The 17,317-nt window shown below is 70.2% G+C and carries 13 protein-coding genes; 4 read left to right on the top strand and 9 right to left on the bottom strand.

All coding sequences use genetic code 11. The features are described from left to right. Positions 1–9 precede the first annotated feature (9 nt). On the bottom strand, positions 10–1,005 hold the full coding sequence (locus ACWCO2_RS21380; RefSeq protein ID WP_450129570.1) for a potassium channel family protein: 996 nt from the start codon (positions 1,003–1,005) through the stop codon (positions 10–12). 265 nt (positions 1,006–1,270) lie between these two features. On the opposite strand from ACWCO2_RS21380, the gene ACWCO2_RS21375 reads away from it, so the two are divergent. Then, positions 1,271–1,798, top strand: coding sequence for a hypothetical protein (locus ACWCO2_RS21375; protein ID WP_450129512.1), 528 nt, complete (start codon positions 1,271–1,273; stop codon positions 1,796–1,798). A gap of 162 nt (positions 1,799–1,960) precedes the next feature. Here the strand turns inward: ACWCO2_RS21375 and ACWCO2_RS21370 are convergent, their stop codons facing one another. From ACWCO2_RS21370 to ACWCO2_RS21360, 3 genes are all read right to left on the bottom strand, one after another. Next, positions 1,961–2,569 (bottom strand): hypothetical protein, encoded by a 609-nt coding sequence (locus ACWCO2_RS21370; RefSeq protein ID WP_450129511.1) that lies wholly within the window; start codon positions 2,567–2,569, stop codon positions 1,961–1,963. Between the two features lie 119 nt (positions 2,570–2,688). Next, positions 2,689–5,955, bottom strand: a complete 3,267-nt coding sequence (locus tag ACWCO2_RS21365; RefSeq protein ID WP_450129510.1) for an ATP-dependent helicase — start codon at positions 5,953–5,955, stop codon at positions 2,689–2,691. 68 nt (positions 5,956–6,023) lie between these two features. Next, positions 6,024–9,194, bottom strand: coding sequence for an ATP-dependent helicase (locus ACWCO2_RS21360; RefSeq protein ID WP_450129509.1), 3,171 nt, complete (start codon positions 9,192–9,194; stop codon positions 6,024–6,026). A 355-nt stretch (positions 9,195–9,549) separates the two neighbouring features. Between ACWCO2_RS21360 and ACWCO2_RS21355 the strand changes: the two genes are divergently transcribed. Together ACWCO2_RS21355 and ACWCO2_RS21350 are read left to right on the top strand one after the other, a co-directional pair. Further along, positions 9,550–10,536, top strand: coding sequence for a chitinase (locus tag ACWCO2_RS21355; protein ID WP_450129508.1), 987 nt, complete (start codon positions 9,550–9,552; stop codon positions 10,534–10,536). A gap of 127 nt (positions 10,537–10,663) precedes the next feature. Continuing rightward, positions 10,664–10,951 (top strand): MGMT family protein, encoded by a 288-nt coding sequence (locus ACWCO2_RS21350; RefSeq protein ID WP_450129507.1) that lies wholly within the window; start codon positions 10,664–10,666, stop codon positions 10,949–10,951. A gap of 116 nt (positions 10,952–11,067) precedes the next feature. Here the strand turns inward: ACWCO2_RS21350 and ACWCO2_RS21345 are convergent, their stop codons facing one another. From ACWCO2_RS21345 to ACWCO2_RS21325, 5 genes are all read right to left on the bottom strand, one after another. Continuing rightward, a complete protein-coding gene (locus ACWCO2_RS21345; RefSeq protein WP_450129506.1) occupies positions 11,068–11,889 on the bottom strand; it encodes a uroporphyrinogen-III synthase in 822 nt (273 codons plus the stop codon). Positions 11,890–11,931: 42 nt separating this feature from the next. After that, entirely contained in the window at positions 11,932–12,729 is a 798-nt protein-coding gene (locus ACWCO2_RS21340) for a TIGR02569 family protein (protein ID WP_450129505.1), read from the bottom strand. Positions 12,730–12,950: 221 nt separating this feature from the next. Then, positions 12,951–14,123: an adenylyltransferase/sulfurtransferase MoeZ gene (moeZ, locus tag ACWCO2_RS21335; RefSeq protein ID WP_450129504.1), complete on the bottom strand. Its 1,173-nt coding sequence runs from the start codon at positions 14,121–14,123 to the stop codon at positions 12,951–12,953. 185 nt (positions 14,124–14,308) lie between these two features. After that, the gene (locus tag ACWCO2_RS21330) at positions 14,309–15,304 is read right to left on the bottom strand and encodes a DUF3152 domain-containing protein (protein WP_450129503.1); all 996 of its coding nucleotides are present in this window, start codon (positions 15,302–15,304) and stop codon (positions 14,309–14,311) included. 172 nt (positions 15,305–15,476) lie between these two features. Further along, positions 15,477–16,493, bottom strand: a complete 1,017-nt coding sequence (locus tag ACWCO2_RS21325) for an alpha/beta fold hydrolase (protein WP_450129502.1) — start codon at positions 16,491–16,493, stop codon at positions 15,477–15,479. Positions 16,494–16,622: 129 nt separating this feature from the next. On the opposite strand from ACWCO2_RS21325, the gene ACWCO2_RS21320 reads away from it, so the two are divergent. Beyond that, positions 16,623–17,243, top strand: coding sequence for a TetR/AcrR family transcriptional regulator (locus tag ACWCO2_RS21320; protein ID WP_450129501.1), 621 nt, complete (start codon positions 16,623–16,625; stop codon positions 17,241–17,243). The last annotated feature ends 74 nt before the right edge of the window (positions 17,244–17,317 follow it).

Genomic DNA, 17,317 nt, shown 5'->3' with positions numbered 1-17,317 from the left:
GTCGCGGAATCACGGCTCCGCCGGGGTCACCCTCTTCACGTACAGCAGGCGGTCGCCGGACTCGATGGCGTCGGCCTCCGGCGCGTCCACCCGGTACAGGTGCCCGTCGCGGACCACGCCGAGCACGATGTCGGACAGGTGCCGCGGCGAGCCGCCGACCTCCTGGTCCTCCACCTCGCGCTCGGCGATCGCCAGCCCGGCGTCCGGGGTGAGCAGGTCCTCGAACATCTCCACCACGGACGGCGTGGAGGTCGCCATGCCGAGCAGGCGTCCGGCCGTTTCGCTGGAGACCACCACGGAGTCCGCACCCGACTGCCGCAGCAGGTGGACGTTCTCGGCCTCCCGCACCGCCGCGACGATCTGGGCCTTCGGCGCCAGCTGCCGCGTGGTCAGGGTGACCAGCACCGCGGTGTCGTCGCGGGCCGGGGCCACCACGATGGCCTGCGCGCGGGTCACGCCGGCCACCCGAAGCACGTCCGAGCGCGTGCCGGAACCGTTGACCGTGACCAGCCCCTGCGCGGAGGCCGCCTCCAGCGCGGTGTGGTTGGTGTCGACCACCACGATGCGGCTGGGGTCGGCGCCTTCGCCGAGCAGCGCGGTGACCGCGGACCGGCCCTTGGTTCCGTATCCGATGACGACCACGTGGTCGCGCACCTTGGACCTCCAGCGTTGGATCTTGAACGCCTGTCGCGAGCGCTCGGTGAGCACTTCCAGTGTGGTACCGACCAGCACGATCAGGAACAGCACCCGCAGCGGTGTGATGACCAGCACGTTCACCAGCCGCGCCGAATCGCTGACCGGGGTGATGTCGCCGTAGCCGGTGGTGGACAGCGTCACCGTCGCGTAGTAGATGGCGTCGAGCAGGCTTAGCCCGTCGCCCGCGTTGCCGTCCTGGTAGCCATCGCGGTCGACGTAGACCAGCAGCACCGTGGCCACCAGTGCGAGGACGGCGCCGATGATACGGCGGGTTATCGAGCGGACCGGGCTGATCGCGCTGCCGGGCATCCGGATCACGCCGACCAGGGCGTGATCCGGCCGACTGGTCAGCTCTTCCTTGTCGGCTGACCCGCCCAGGAACGGGTGCGCCAGCGCCCTGGCTCCGCGCCGCATCATGAACAGTGCTCCCCGACTTCGCGACCACTCACGGCGGAGAACAGTAACTCCGCGCGCGATCCCGGTGCGGAGCGGCACCCCGGCGCGGATAACGACTTCTGATCCAGAGCGGAAGACCAGCCCCCGTTTCCGGGGTTCGGCGTTCTACGATGCAGAAGTGCAGCAGCTCCAGCACGCGGCCCGCGCCCTGGGTTGGGACGGCCAGCTGATCCCGGACGTGGAGGTCCTCGGCGCGAAGTTCGCCGCCGTGGTGCGCATCCGCCAGGACGTCCACCAGTGGCGCAGTCGCAACGGCTGGGCGCCCGAGCTCAATCCGGCCTGGTTCCGCTCCTGGTCCGAGCCGACCACGCACGATCACGTGCCGGTCCCCGCAGTGGACCTGCTCGGCGCTCTGGTCCCGGTGGCCCACCCGCGCTTCGCGCTGCGCGCGTGCGGAACGCTCTTGACGTTGGCGCCGTGCGCGGTGGTGCTCTCGTCGAACCAGCCGTACCGCCCGCTGCGCATGCTCGAGCTCGACTACTACGGGGTGGGCGTGGTCAACGCTGCGCCCGGCAGCCCGGCCGAGCTGGTGATCCCTCCGGAGGACCGGACCGCGGAGTTCGGTTCGTCCCTCTTCGGCCGCTGGCTCCTGGAAGTCCTCTACTCCCGACTCCTCGAACTACCCCAGCTGACCGAAAACGCCTGATGAACGATCGTGAGCACTCCGCGGTGCCATAGCGCCGCGAAGTGCTCACGAACCCCAATACCAGCGAAAACGCTTGCTTTCTGCGGTAAGTAGCAGCTACGGCATGGCTGGCACCGCGCGACGAACGTCGCTAAGCAAAACGAGGCTGGAACTGCATGAAGATCAGGCCAGCACGTATTCGTGCCAGTTGAGCCCCTCGGGATTCCATCGCATGCCGTGGCCCTCCTTCAGCATGCGGAGTGCCTGCATGGTGTGGGGCCAGCGGCGGATTGCGTTGGCCAGGGCGACCGGGGTCATCAGGTCTGCCGTGCGGCGGTGCTGACCCGGTCCGAGGAGAGCGACTCCGCCGGGCGTGGAGATGATGTCGGTCAGCGCCGTCTGACCGGACAAGGCGGTCTGCTCGACGCTGAGGATGGTGTGCGGCTGCAGTTCCTCCGGCCAAGCTCGGCGGTCGATGTCCATGGCCACCGGCTGGTCGCAGGAGCCGCACTCGCACGGGAACTCGCTGGCCCAGCCGTGCCGCTTCCACGACCACACGGCGGCGGCACCGGTGCCCAGGTCGGACAGCGCGGCGACGTGCGGCCAGGCGCCGACGACGGCGCTGAGCAGGGTCTTCTTCGACGGGCGCGGGGATTCGCCCGGGCCGTCGAAGGACCAGGTGCCGGTGTCGTCGCGGTGCACCCGCACCAGCGGGGCGCGCATCGCGAGCACCTCGGCGTCCACGTGCACTTCGGATTCCGGTGGGGCGCTGAGCTTCCAGTGCGTGTTCATCGCGGGCATACTGTTCCGCCGCGCGGCAGCATCTCAAGCTCCGCCACCCGAACGTGTTACCGCCGCTTGCATCACAGCTCGTTCGGTGATCCCGGAACCCTGCGGAAATCCGGGAACGTTCACTCCGCCTTGGGAACAGCGGTGATGAGGTTCCGGATGCCGTCGGCGTCGAGGAGGTCGGCCGGGCGCAGGGTGTGGTCGTGGCGGACGTAGTGGAACGCCGCGCGGACCTTCTCCAGCGGCGTGCGGGACAGCTCCGCCCACGCCAGCCGGTAGGCCGCCAGCTGCACCGACAGCGCGGGCACCTGGTCGCCGCCGGGCACCGCGCCGGTCTTCCAGTCCACCACCGTCCAGCCGCCGTCGGGGTCGCGGAACACCGCGTCCATCCGGCCGCGCAGGACGATTCCCTCGACCTGGGTCTCGAACGGCACCTCGACGCGGTGCGGGGTGCGATCGGCCCACGTCCCGTCCAGGAACGCCTGCTGCAGTTCGGCCAGATCCTCCTGCATCGGCGCGGATTCATCGGCCGCGCCGGGCAGTTCGTCGATGTCCAGCAGCGCGGACGAGGTGAACCGGTGCTCGAGCCAGGCGTGGAAAGCGGTGCCGCGCCGGGTCATCGGGTTCGGCGGGAACGGCAGCGGACGACGCAGCCGCCGCGCCAGGCCGTCGGTGTCCCCGGCCAGCTCGACGAGTTGGCTCACCGAAAGGTGTTCCGGCAGCCGGACCTGCTCCCGGCGCTGCGCTGCCGCCGCTCGCTCAGCGAGCAGCACCTCGACATCCCGGGCCCAGCCCTCCTCGTCGTCGTCCTCCGACCCTGCGGTGTCTACATAGGACAGCGCAGCGCGCACCAGCTCCGCGCCTTCGGCGACCGCTTCGCGGCGCGGGCCCAGCGGATCGATCGGCCATTCCACGCTGCGCACCGACTCGGCCAGCGGGTTCGGCGCGTCCTCCGCCGGCTGCGGCGCCAACTGGTCGAGCACCCCGACGTTGGAGCCGTTCAGCACTGCTGCCAGCTCTTGCAGGAAGATCGACGGCCCCTTCGGCCGGTCGCCGTTCTCACCCCACCAGTGCCCGGAGAGCAGCAGCGTCCGCTCCGAGCGCGTGACCGCGACGTAGAGCAGTCGGCGCTCCTCAGCGATCCGCCGCTCCTCGAACTCCTCGTCGTGGATGCCCAGCGCTTCGGTGATCTCCTTGCGGTCCATTCCGGACAGTCGGTCGACGTCCAGCACCGGGAGGTCCTGCGCGTCACCACGCAGCTCGGCGGGCAGCGAGGTAACCGAGCGGAGCCAGGACGACGACTTGCGCTTGCCGGGGAAGACGTCGTTGACCAGGTGCGGAACGGCAACCACCTGCCATTCCAGGCCTTTCGCCGCATGCACGGTCAGCACCTGGACGCGGTCCTCGGCGACTTCGACCTCACCCGGCTCCAGCCCGTCCTCGGCGCGCTCGGCGGCGGACAGGTAGTCCAGCAGCGAGGACAGGGTGGCCGACGGACTGGTCATGGCGAAAGAGGTGACCACGTCGGCGAAAGCGTCCAGATGGATCCGGCCCGGGCCCACCGATCGCGCGAGGCTCTCGATGTCCAGCAGCAGGGTCCGCTCGACGTCGGCGACCAGCTCGGGCAGCGGCTGGTCGAGACGTCGCCGCAGGTTGGCGAGTTCGCCGCCGAGCCTGCGGATCCGCTGGTAGCCGGCCGCGGAGTAGCGCGCGGCGTCGCCGGGGTCGTCGAGGGCGTCGACCAGCCCGGCCTGCTCGGCGTTCTCCCCAGGCAGCGCCGCGGTGACCACTGCGGATGGATCGTCGGATTCCGGTTCCTTGAACGCCTGCGCGCCGAGTTCACGCGCCCGCTCCCACAACGCGGCGATGTCGGCGGCACCGATGCGCCAGCGCGAGCCAGTCAGCAGCCGCATCGCGGCCGTTCCGGCCAACGGGTCGACCAGCGTGCGCAGCGCGCTGACCAGGTCCCGCACCTCGGCTTCGTCGAGCAGCCCGCCGAGACCGACGACTTCCACGGGCAGTCCGCGTTCGCGCAGCACAGCGGCGATGTCGGCCATGTCCGCGCGCCGCCGCACCAGCACCGCAGCGGTCGGGGGCGAGCCGCCTTCGTCCAGCGCGGCGTGCCACTGCGCGGCGATCTGGTCGGCTACCCAGTCGAGCTCTTCGCGGACGTGCTCGGTCAGGGCCAGGCGGATGTCACCGGGCTCGGCGCCTTCCCGGGGGCGCAGCTCGTCCACTTCGAGGCCGATCCGGCGCAGCGGCTCGGACACCGCGTTGGCGACTTCCAGGATTTCCGAGGGGTTGCGGAAGCTGGTCAGCAGTCCGTAGCGGCTGGCCGGCTCCGGGCGCCCGTTCTCGGCGCGCGGGAAGTCGGTGGTGAAGCGCGGGAGGTTCGCCGCGCTCGCGCCGCGCCAGCCGTAGATCGCCTGCGCCGGGTCCCCCACCGACGTGACCGGCAGCTGGTCGCCCTGCCCGAACAGCGACCGCAGCAGCACCCGCTGCGCGTGCCCGGTGTCCTGGTACTCGTCGAGCAGCACGGCGCCGTAGCGGGCCCGTTCGCCCTCGACCACCTCGGGATGTTCGGCGGCCAGCAGCGCGGCGAGCGACATCTGGTCGGCGAAGTCCATCGCCCCTTCCCGCCGCTTGCTCTGCGCGTACTCCTCGACCAGTGGCAGCAGCGCGATCCGCAACTGCTGTGCGGCGACGACCTTCATCAGGTCCTGCGGCAGGTTCGCGCGCTGCCCCTTCGTCCGCGGCGCGTTTTCGACGACCTCGCACAGCTTTTCGGCGTGGTCGCGCAGATCGCGCGGACTCACCAGGTGCTCGGCGAGTTCCCCGGCCAGCGACAGAACGTAACCGGTCACAGTGGACGGAACCTTGTCGGTGTCCAGGTCTTCGGTCCAGGTCGCGACCACGCGGTGCGCGAGCTGCCACGACGCCGTCTCGCTCAGCAGTCGCGCGCCCGGCTCGACCGGAACCCGCAGCCCGTGCTCGCCGACGATCCGACCGGCGTAAGCGTGATAGGTCAGCACCGTCGGGTCTTCGGTGAGCACCGTGGACCGCAGCTGCCCGCTCGGGTCGACCTCGTCCAGCAGCCCCGATCCGGCGAGCCTTCGCAGCCGCGCGCGCACCCGGTCGGCGAGCTGTCGCGCGGCTTTCCGGGTGAAGGTCAGGCCGAGGATGCGTTCCGGCGTGACCAGCTGATTCGCCACCAGCCAGACCACCCGCGCGGCCATGGTCTCAGTCTTACCCGCGCCCGCACCTGCGACGACCAGCGCCGGTTCGGCGGGCGCGGCGATGACAGCGGCCTGCTCCGGTGTCGGCGGGTGCAGTCCGAGCGCCTGCGCGATCCGATGTGGACTGACGATCGGCCGCTCGCTCACCTGCACACCCCCCTCACCCACCCCACGGCCCCGGAGCCGCGTCGGGTCCTTGCTGGGGGGACGGAACTGGGCGGTCATTGGGCGACCTGTCTTCCGGCTGGGTGGACCGGGCAGCAGGTTCGGGCCGGGCAGCGGGAGCAGTCGGAGTTCTCCGTGGCCACGTAGGCCGGGCCGAGGCTGTCAGCCGCCGCCGTGTGCACCACGTCGAGCCACACCTTGATCCGCTCGTCGTCCAGCGCCTGCTGCGTTCGCTCGGTGGCGGCGCCCTTCCGGTCGGACTTCGCCACGTAGAGCAGCCGAGCCCCGCCCGGAGCGTCGTGCTCGCCGAAGGCGCCCAGCGCGGCGGCGAGCTGGTAGACCGCCAGCTGCGGGTGTTCCTCTGCATCGCCCTTGCTGACCGGGCTCTTCCCGGTCTTGACGTCCACCACCACGGGACGGCCTTCGCCGTCGACCTCGAGCCGGTCGACCCGACCGCGCAGCCGCAGCCACGGACCACCGGGGCGGGCCGGGACCGTGACGTCGAGGTCCTTCTCCACCCCGAGCTGGGTGAGTTCGGCCCGCGACTGCACCAGCCAGTTCACGAAGGCGTCGAGCATGTTCTCCACGCGCTTGCGCTCCTTGCGGGAGAACCACGGCGCACCTGCGTCCACCGAGTCCCACGCGTCGTCGAGCGCCTTGTGCAGCTGCTTGGTGTCCGCGCCTTCCGCGGCGGCCTGGACCAGCGCGTGCACCAGGGTTCCGGTGAGCGCGGCGAGTTCAGCGGTGTCCTGGCCGCCGTGCCGCTCCACCATCCAGCGCAGCGGGCACTTGGCTAGAATCTCCACAGTGGACGGAGACACGCGAACCGGCTCGTCGTCGGTCACCAGCGGTTCAGCCGTGGAGTTCTCCGGCAGCCCGTACCAGCTCTCCGGGCTGGCGCCCGGCACGTCCTCCGCCGCCAGTCGCGCCAGCTGCTTCGCCGCGCGCTCCCGCCGCTGCGGCACCGCCTCCGGGTCGCACACCACCCGCCGCAGCTCGCCGACCAGATCGGCCAGTGCCAAGCCGCGTTCCGGCCGGGCGATCGGCCGCTCCACCGCGTCCGGATCGCTGTCCACGCCCTCCAGCTCGTCCAGGAACCGCGAAGGCTGGTCGTCCTCTCCACGCACCGCGCTGACCAGCAGGTTCCGCCGCGCCCGGCTGGCGGCGACCCGCAACAGCCGACGCTCCTCGGCCAGCAGCGGAGCGGTGGCCGACACCCGTTCTGCGTCCATCCCGGCCAGCACGTCGACCAACCGCTCCACCCCGAGCAGCGATCCGCGCAGCCGGAGGTCCGGCCAGATGCCCTCCTGGATGCCGGGAATCGCCACGACTTCCCACTCCTGGCCGCTCGCAGCATGCGCGGTGAGCACTTGGACGGCGTTGTCGCGGGGCGCGGTCGGCGCGAGCGAGCTGCCCGCGATCTGCTGGCTGGTCAGGTAATCGGCGAAACCGGCCGCGTCAGCACCGGGCAACCGGTCGACGTACTGAGCTGCCGCGTCGAACAGCGACACGATGGCATCCAGGTCTCGGTCGGCCTGAGCGCCGACGACACCGTGCCGTTCGGACTGCGCCACCCAGCGCTTCTCCAGACCGCTGGCCTTCCAGACCCGCCAGAGGGTTTCTTCAACGCTGTGCCCGGCAGACACCGATTCGGCAGCCTTGCGCAGCAGGCCCGCGACCTTCCGAGCCGGCTCCGCCGCGGAAGCCTCGAGCGCGGCGAGCTGGTCGTCGTCCTGCAGGACTTCCACCAGCAGTTCACCGCTGGCCCGGCCACCACCCGCGGCCAGCTCCAGGCGCCGGAGTCCACGACGCAACCGCCGCAGCGCCAACGGATCGGCACCACCGAGCGGCGAAGCCAACAGCTCAGCCGCGGAGTCCGGATCGAGCGCCTGCGGACGCGCCGCGCAGCGCAGCAGTGTCAACAGTGGACGGACAGCATTCCGCTGCGCCAACGGGATGTCGTCCACCGGAAGCGCAATCGGCACACTCGCCGCGAGCAAGGCGCGGCGCAACACCGGCAACGACAGACCGGTCGAGCGGACCACGACCGCCATCTGCGACCAGGGAATCTCATCGATCAGATGCGCCCGGCGCAACTGGTCAGCGATCCAGGACGCCTCCTGCGCCTCGGTGGCCAGCAGCCGCACCTGCACCGACCCGTCGCGCTCGTCTTCGGGCTCGACCAGCTTGCGCTGCGGCCCCGATCCCGGCAGCCGCTCCGCCAACCGCTGCACCGCTTCGCGGACCGCTTTGGACATCCGGTGGTCGATGGTCAGCACCTCGGTGCTGTTGCCGTCCTGATCGGAGTCCAACAGGCAGCGCGGGTCGGCGCCGCGGAACGAGTACACGGCCTGGTCGGGGTCGCCGGCCAGCACGAACTCGGTGGCGGTGTCGCCGAGCCGCCTGATCAACCAGTACTGCTGCGGGTCCAGGTGCTGGGCGTCGTCGACGAACACATAACGCACGCGGTCCTGCTCCGCGGCGAGCAGCTTCGGATCGGTGTCGAAGGCCAGCAGCGCCGAACCGACCAGCTCGGCGGCGTCCAACGCGGGGGCCTGCGAACCACCAGCGCCGCGCAGCAACGTGACCCGCTCGTACTGCCGCGCGAACTTGCCAGCGGCGATCCATTCGGGACGGCCGTGCTGACGCCCGAGCGCCGCCAGCTTCTCCGGCCCGACACCGCGCTCCGCGGCGCGCAGCAGGAGGTCGCGCAGCTCCTCGGCGAAGCCGGGGACGGTCAGCGCGGGGCGCAGCGGTTCCGGCCAGTCCGCCGCGCCGATCTCCACGTCACCGGCCAGCAGGTCGCGGATCAACGCATCCTGGTCCGGGCCGTTCAGCAGCTGCGGCGGCGGCAGTTCGTCGCGCGCTGCCTGCAATCGCAGCACCGCGAAGGCGTAGGAGTGGACGGTGCGGACCAGCGGTTCAGGCGCAGTGCGCAGCGCGGTCGACGATCCGGTGAGCAGCCGGGTGATCTCGGTGCGCATCCAGGACGCGGCGCGGCGACTCCCGGTCAGGACCAGGACGTTCTCCGGCGACACCTCGCGGTTGCGGATCCGGTCGGCGGCCAGCTCGGCGATGAGCGTGCTCTTGCCGGTCCCGGGGCCGCCGAGCACGCGCAGGAAGCCGAAGGAGTGCGCCAGCGCACGCTGCCCGGCCGCGTCCCAAGTGGTGCGCCGCCGAGCGGGTTCGGCACGGCGCACGAGCACTGGCGCGGTCGGGGAAGGCACCCGTCGATGGAACCACGCGTCAACGACAAGGTCGCGAAGGGCTCGCGGTTCGCCGACATGATCTCCCCCGCAGGTGGAGCGGTCGGTCTTCCGTTCTCGGCGTACCCGATTCCGGGACGGTGCTGAACCGCCGCGCCCCTCCCCCACGTGTATTCGTGCGAACACGGTTCACCTGCTTTTTCCACGGAAACCATCGCGCGCGATTAACGCCAATTCAATGTGAATTCAAGACCACCTTTTGGTGGTACAAACCAATTTTTCCCTCTGGCATGGTTTCGGATCATCACGGGGTCCCCGCCCGTGACCTGCGAAATCTCTCCCCCGAGCCCCATTCGCTCCCCCGAAGGAGGAAATCGTGAGCAAGGTCCGCAAGAGCCTGCTTACCTGTGCGGCGGCGGCAGCAGCGCTGACCCTCGGCGCCGTTCCCGGGCTCAGCGCTGAAGCCACCGACGCCCGCCCCGAGGCCACCTCTCCGGCCGCTGCCTCGCCCTACCTCTACAACGGCTGGGGCAACCGGCCCGCGGTCGGCGAGGTGATGAGCGCCACCGGCATCAAGGACTTCACACTGGCGTTCATCCTCTCCGACGGCACCTGCAACCCCACCTGGGACGGCAACCGCCCGCTCGACGGGCCGGAGAAGGCCATCATCGACGAGGTCCGCGCTGGTGGCGGCGACGTCATCCCGTCCATCGGCGGCTGGGCCGGCAACAAGCTCGGCGAGGCCTGCCAGGACGCGCAGTCGCTGGCCGGCGCCTACCAGAAGCTGATCGACGCCTACGAGCTGAAGGCCATCGACATCGACATCGAGTCCACCGAGTTCGACACCCCGGAGGCGCAGGACCGGGTCCTGGAGGCGCTGAAGACCGTCAAGGAGGCCAATCCCGGCCTGCAGACGGTGATCACCTTCCCAACGCGGATCGACGGCCCGAACGACTCGGGCAAGCGGCTGATCGGCAAGGCCGCGGAGATCGGCGCGAACGTCGACGTGTGGACTCAGATGCCGTTCAACTTCGGCGGCACCGACATGGCGGCCGACACCATCACCTCCACCGAAGCGCTGAAGGAGCAGCTCAAGACCGCCTTCGGCTACACCGACGAGGAGGCGTACTCGCACGCCGGGATCTCGTCGATGAACGGCAACACCGACACCGGCGAGGTCGTCACCCCGGCCGACTTCCAGAAGATGGCCGACTACGCCAAGGAGAAGAACCTCGGCCGGTTCACCTTCTGGTCGCTCAACCGGGACCGCTCCTGCGAGGGAGGCGGCGGCGCCGACGCCTGCAGCGGCATCGACCAGCAGCCGTGGGAGTTCACCAAGATCGTCGCCGGATTCCAGGGCTGAGCACCGAACGGCCCGTTCGCCGCTCCCATCGGGACGAACGGGCCGTTCACCACACTGGACGCTCCCGCCCCAGCCGTCCCGCGCGACGGAACGCAATTGGACGGTGCTGTGCGGTAGCTTCGGGTTCGTGAACGAGGAGACCGTGGAGCAGGTGCGGGCGATCGTGGCGTCGATCCCGCCCGGATGGGTGCTCTCCTACGGAGACGTCGCCGAGATCGCGGGACTGCGCTCAGCACGCATCGTGGGCCGCATCCTCGCCGAGGACAGCGCCGATCTGCCGTGGCACCGAGTCCTGCGCTCCAACGGCACGGTCGCCGACCACCTCCAGCACCGCCAGCTGGAGCTCCTCCGAGCCGAAGGCGTCCTCGCCGACGGAGCCCGCATCAACATGCGCCGCTACCGCTGGGGCGCCTGAATCCCAACTTCAGGGAAATTCGGGAACCTCCCGACGTCCCGCGCTGCGCCAGGGGTTCCCAACTTTAGGGAAATTCAGAATCACTCGATCGCCGAATTACAGTCCACTTCGGACTGTCAGTGTCGCTTCGGGAGTTCTTCGGTCACCAGGCGGACCAAGGCGGCTGTTCGGGAGCGCTCCGGCATCGCGTGCGGCAGCCCCGCCGCTGCGATCGGCGCCGCTGTCACCGGCCCGACGCAGGCGATGAAAACCCCGTCCCGCAAGGCTTTCCGCAACTGCTCGCCTCGGCCGGTGTGATCCGCGCGAGCCAGGAAGTTGGTCGCCGCCGGCGCGCTGGTGAACGGCAGAGCGTCCACCTCGCCGCGCAGGACCGCGTCGATCAGGGCGTCCAACGCGCCCAGATCCACCGGGTCCGTCCAGCGGTAGACGGTCACCGGCACCACCTCGGCGCCCGCGTCGCGCAACGCAGCGCGGAACGAAAGCATCGGATCACCGTGCACCTGCAGCACGATCCGCTTGCCCGCGAGGTCGCGTTCGAGCAGGTGCGACAGCACCTCGGCGGACTCCTCCGACGGCGAGGTGAAGGACTCCACCAGACCGGCACCCCGCACCGCACCACGGGCTTTCGCGCCCCGCGCCAGCACTTCGGCCGAACGCAGGTGCTCCAACAACCGCTCACCGACACCGGCGTGCTCAGCCGCCTCGAACCAACCCCGGAACCCGACCCCGGTGATCGCCACGACGTAGTCGACCGGCCCGGCCAGCACCGCCTCGGTCGCCGCGGCGAGTTCGCCGTCCTCGGGCAGCGGCACCGTGTGCATCGCCGCGCCGAACAGCACCCGAGCTCCTCGCCGGGTGAACAGCGCCCCGATCTCGTCGGCCTTGCGCTCGGCCGTCACTCCCACCGTGAAACCGCGCAGCGGCTGATCCTCGCTCACAGCCCCATCCTCACACCTGAACGGCCCAGCGGTGAAGGGCGACTAGAGCACTTCGAGGACCATCTGGGAAGCGCGCTCCAGACCGGTCAGCGTCTGCGCGGACGACCGCGGGTGCAGCGCGTGCACCGCCAAGCGGAACAGCAAAGCGCGCAGCAGCGCCTGCGGCCAGTCGGTCAGGTGCGACCAACGCTCCACGATCGCCGCGTCCGCACCGCCCCAGGCCAGCGCGTCGATCACCACGACCGCCGCCGCCCACTCCGCGGGCCGCCAGTACGGGTTGAAGTCGATGATGCCGGGCGCCGCGTCGTCGGTGAACAGCACGTTGCCGAACAGGTCGCCGTGCACCACCTGCGGTCCCAGCTGCACCTCGCGCCGCGAACCGGCGAGCACGTCGTAGAGCCGTCCGCCCTTCTCCTCGGGCAGCGAGTACTCCACCTCGCCCCAGGCCATCCGGTCGGCGAGCGCGTAGATGTCCTGGCGTGCCGCCAGGAATCGCGGCCGGGCCAGGAAGCGGCTGGCCGCGTGCAGGCGCAGCGACATGGCCACCACGTCGTCGTGCCGCGGCTCGGCCCGTCCGTCGATGTTCCGGCTGGCCGACCACCCGGACACCACCCAGCGGCCGTCGGTGGACCGCACCGGGCGGGACACCCGGACCTCGTCCGGATCGAGCAGGTCGAGGGTCTGCGCGACCCAAGCGGCCTCGGCGGTGTTCGCGGCGGGCTTCAGCACGATCTCCCCGCACCGCCAGGCGACCGCGCCCTCCAGCGACTCGGGATCTTCGACGCGCGCACCGAATGCCGCGCGCACGTGCGGCGGTGGCGGCTCCGGCGTAGGACTCACAAGCCAGACGCTACAACGATGATCGCCAAATCCGCAGCAGGCACTCCGAACACCACGAATACATCACGTAAGAATCTGTCTCCGCACTCGTTTTGCGTGGCGGTGCCGGTGGCGAGAGTGGGCTATGCGCCTGGCGGCGCATCAAAGACGAAGACCAGGACCAAAACGACAGCGGGCCGACGAGCACCGAAGCACCCGTCGACCCGCTGGTATTCAGCGGATCAGTAGGTCGGGAGGCTGGGGTCGACCTCGTTGGCCCAGCCCAGCACACCGCCGCCGACGTGCACCGCGTCCGCGAAGCCCGCCTTGTGCAGCGCGGCCAGGGCTTCCGCCGAGCGGGCGCCGGACTTGCAGTGCAGGACGATCTTGCGGTCCTGCGGCAGTTCCGCGAGCGCCTCGCCGGAGAGGATCCGGTCCTTCGGGATCAGCTTCGAGCCCTCGATCTTGACGATCTCGTACTCGTGCGGCTCCCGGACGTCGATCAGCTCGAACTTCTCGCCGTTGTCGAACATCGACTTGAGCTCGCCGGGCGTGATCGTGCTGTTCGCGGCGGCTTCCTGCGCGTCGGCGGAGACCACGCCGCAGAACGCCTCGTAGTCGATCAGCTCGGTGATCGGCGTGGCGTTCGGGTCCTTGCGGATCTTGACGGTCCGGTAGCTCATCTCCAGCGCGTCGTAGATCATCAGGCGCCCGAGCAGCGTCTCGCCGATGCCGGTGATCAGCTTGATCGCCTCGTTGACCATGATCGAGCCGATGGAGGCGCACAGCACGCCGAGCACACCGCCCTCGGCGCAGGACGGCACCATGCCGGGCGGCGGCGGCTCGGGGTACAGGTCGCGGTAGTTCGGACCGTGCTGGTCCCAGAACACGCTGGCCTGGCCCTCGAAGCGGAAGATCGAGCCCCACACGTACGGCTTGCCCGCCAGCACCGCGGCATCGTTGACCAGGTACCGGGTGGCGAAGTTGTCCGTGCCGTCCAGGATCAGGTCGTAGTCGCGGAAGATGTCGAGCGCGTTGTCCGAGCTCAGGTGCGTCTGGTGCAGGTTCACCTTGACGAACGGGTTGACCTCGGCGATCGAGTCGCGGGCCGACTCGGCCTTCGGCCGGCCGAGGTCGGACTGCCCGTGGATGACCTGGCGGTGCAGGTTGGACTCGTCGACCTCGTCGAACTCGACGATGCCGAGCGTGCCCACCCCGGCCGCGGCCAGGTACAGCAGCGCCGGGCTGCCCAGGCCGCCGGCGCCGACCACCAGCACCTTGGCGTTCTTCAGCCGCTTCTGCCCGTCCATCCCGACGTCCGGGATGATCAGGTGTCGGCTGTAGCGCGCGACCTCTTCCTTGGTCAGCTCAGCCGCCGGTTCGACCAGCGGCGGCAGCGACGTTGCGCCGGACATTCCCAGCTCCTCCTCAATGGTCGGCGCCACCAGCGCACGAGCACGTCGGCAGCACCTCAAGCGTCCCCGGAAGCGCCCGAACGGGGCCTCACGAAATCTGCAACGCAAGACTCCCCGATGCCCTTCCGCAACCCAAACTACTCCCACACTCCGAGACCCAACCCGTCCGAAAACGCCGGCTGGTATCAGCCAGTCGGGAAGGGCCAGGCGTTCGGCTTGCAGACGAATCCGTCCGACGGGATCTGAGTGCCTTGGTCGGCGATCTTGTTCAGCTCGTGCAGCTCGTTGTTCGAGACGCTGAAGCTCTGCTGCATCATCACCGGCGCCAAGCCACCCTGCGTCGGGCAGCCGACGTGCTTGTTGCCGAAGACGTGGCCGACCTCGTGGTTGATCGCGTAGCGGCGGTAGTCGCCGATGTCGCCTTGGAACGACACCGCGCCGCGCACCCAGCGGGCCGCGTTGAGGTAGACCATCTCGCCCTTGCGGCACGAGCTGTCGTAGGGCACGCCGTCGCTGTAGTCGCAGGCCTCGCGCGCGGTCTGCTGGCTGACCAGGATCACCCGGAAGTCCGGGCTCGGGCCGCCCGCGTCGACCCGCTGCAGCGAGATCGGCCCGGTCCCGGTGGCGCCCTGCGGGTTGGTCCAGCTGCGCGGGTCGGACAGCGTCGTCTGCACCAGGTTGCCGAAGTCGGCGTTGGGGTCGGCGAGCTCCACCCCGACCTCGACCTCGACGGTGTAGCGGTACAGCTGTCCGTGGCCGATCACCGGCGAGTTGCCGGGCAGCACCTGGAACGTGCGCGCGCCGGTCTCCGGGATCTTGCCGCCCGGGGGCAGATCGGCGGAGAACAGATTCGGGTCGAACTTCTGGCCCGGGGCGGCTTCGGTGACGACCGGTTGCTCCGGGGTGTCCGAGCTGGCTCCGGCCTGATCGGTGGTGGCGCCGCCGTCGGTGGGGCGCACGGTCTGGAACACCGCGAGCGCGCTGATCACGACCAGCAGCGGCACGGCGTAGATCCGCCAGCCGTACCGGGACACCACTCCAGCGCGCTTCTTCCGGCGCGGTCGCGGGCGCGGCTCGTCCTCGAATTCCTCAGCGTCATCGACGATCTCGAGTTCGGACGGCTCGGTGGTCGGGTTCCAGGACGCCGCCAGCGGCTCCCCCCGGCTTTCCCCCGCGTTCACTCTCGCACGAGTACGACTCGCCGGTCGGCGGTCGTTCGCTGATTTACGAGGTCGCTGCGGCGGGCGGGTCACGCGCACTAGCGTGCCACAGCCAATCCGGCACCCCAGGTCACACCGGCCACTGCACGTGACCAATCCGGCGAAGCCCGCCCGGACCGGCGCAATCCGATCATCACCAGTTCTCCGACTCCACCAGGCCGAGCACCGCCCGCGCGACGATCCGTGGCCGCTCCATCTGCGCGACGTGACCCGTACGTGGCAGCACGAGCAGCTTTCCGCGTGAAATCAGCAGGGCGGTGCGCGGCGCCTTCCGGGCCGAGACGACCCGATCTTCAGCACCCCACACGACGAGAGTCCGCGCGCTGATCTCCGGCAGCAGCCGCCACAACGAGCGCGCTGGCGGCACCAGCCAGGACCGCACCAGTTCTACCGTGGTCCGCCCCAGCGCCGGTCCAGCCCATGGCAGTCCGTCGCGCTCCTCGAACTCCGCGACCGCCTCGGCGAAGCGGTGCGGTGGCACGACATCCGGATCGGCGAAGCACAGCCGCATCAGCTGCTCGGCCCGCTCAGCCGGAGTCACGGCGGCCAGCTGCCGACGCGTCCGCGCCCCGACCACCGGCACCATGGCCAGCGCGATCCTCGGATCGGAGACCCGCCGGGGATCCAGCCGCAGGTCGGGCATGGCCGGGGAGATCAAGGTCAGCGTGGCGATCAGGTCGGGGCGCTGCACCGCCACCTCGACCGCCACCGCCGCGCCGAAGGAGTTGCCGGACAGGTGCACCGGCCCGGAGAGCTGCTCGAGCAGGCCGATCACCGCTTCGGCGTTGGCCTGTCGGGTGCACGGGAAGCCGGGCGGTGGTTCGGTGTGGCCGAATCCGGGTAGGTCGACCGCGATGCTGCGCAGCTTCACCGAAAGCACCGAGGCGAGGTCGGTCCAGTTCGTAGAGGAACCGGCCAGACCGTGCAGGTGCACTGCCGTCTCAGCGGTCGCCGCTGGTCCGGACGTTTCCCGCATGTGCAGGCGCACCGGTCCCCAGCTGGTGGCGAGGTCGACGCGCTGGCCGGGCGGCGGTTTGGCCGCGAGGTCGACCGGCGGAACGCCATCGACCACCAGCGGCACCCGCGTCAGCTCCCGTCGGCTGAACTGGTGTCGTCCGGGGGTCGTAGCGGTCGGTGTAGTCGTGGTCACAGCTACAGCATTATGGCCCCTCGACCACCGGATTTCGCCACCTGTGGCTACCGACGAGTAGAGTCAGTGCGCACCGGAGGCCGGAACGGCCACCGAGCGCGTTTTGGAAGGAATCGGGTGGAGGCGAGGATGACCGAGACCGCGCAACCTGGCCGAGGTGTCCGGTTGCCCCGCGACGCACGCCGCGCACAGCTGCTCGAAGCTGCCCAGCACGTGTTCGTGCACAACGGCTACCACGCGGCGGCGATGGACGACATCGCCGAACGCGCGGGCGTCAGCAAACCCGTCCTCTACCAGCACTTCCCCGGCAAGCTGGAGCTCTACCTGGCGCTGCTGGACGTACACGGCAAGGAGCTGGTGCGCCGCGTCCGCGAGGCCATCGCGTCCACCTCGGACAACAAGCTCCGGGTGCGGGCGGCGATCGGCGCGCTGTACGAGTTCGTGGCGGGCGAGGACCAGGCGTTCCGGCTGGTGTTCGAGTCCGACCTGCGCGGTGAGCCGGCGGTGGAGAAGTCCGTCGAAAGCGCGCTGCACGGCTGCATCGATGCGATCACCGAGGCGGTGACGGCGGATGCCGGGCTGGACGCCGAGCGCGCCCGCCTGCTGGCGGTGGGTCTGGTCGGCCTGGCCCAGGTGACCGCGCGCGACTGGCTGGACGCGCGCGGAACGATCTCCCGCGACGAGGCGGTCGGCCTGATGTCCACCCTCGCCTGGAAAGGCCTCGCTGGCTTCCCCCTCCAGAACACCTGACCCCCGACTTGTAGCCGATCGTAGACGTCCTCGATGTAGCGGCCGTCGGCAACCAGCGAGTCGAGCCAAGCGGT

The organism is Saccharopolyspora sp. NPDC002376, assembly GCF_053593195.1.
This window is presented reverse-complemented; position numbering and strand designations above follow the sequence as displayed.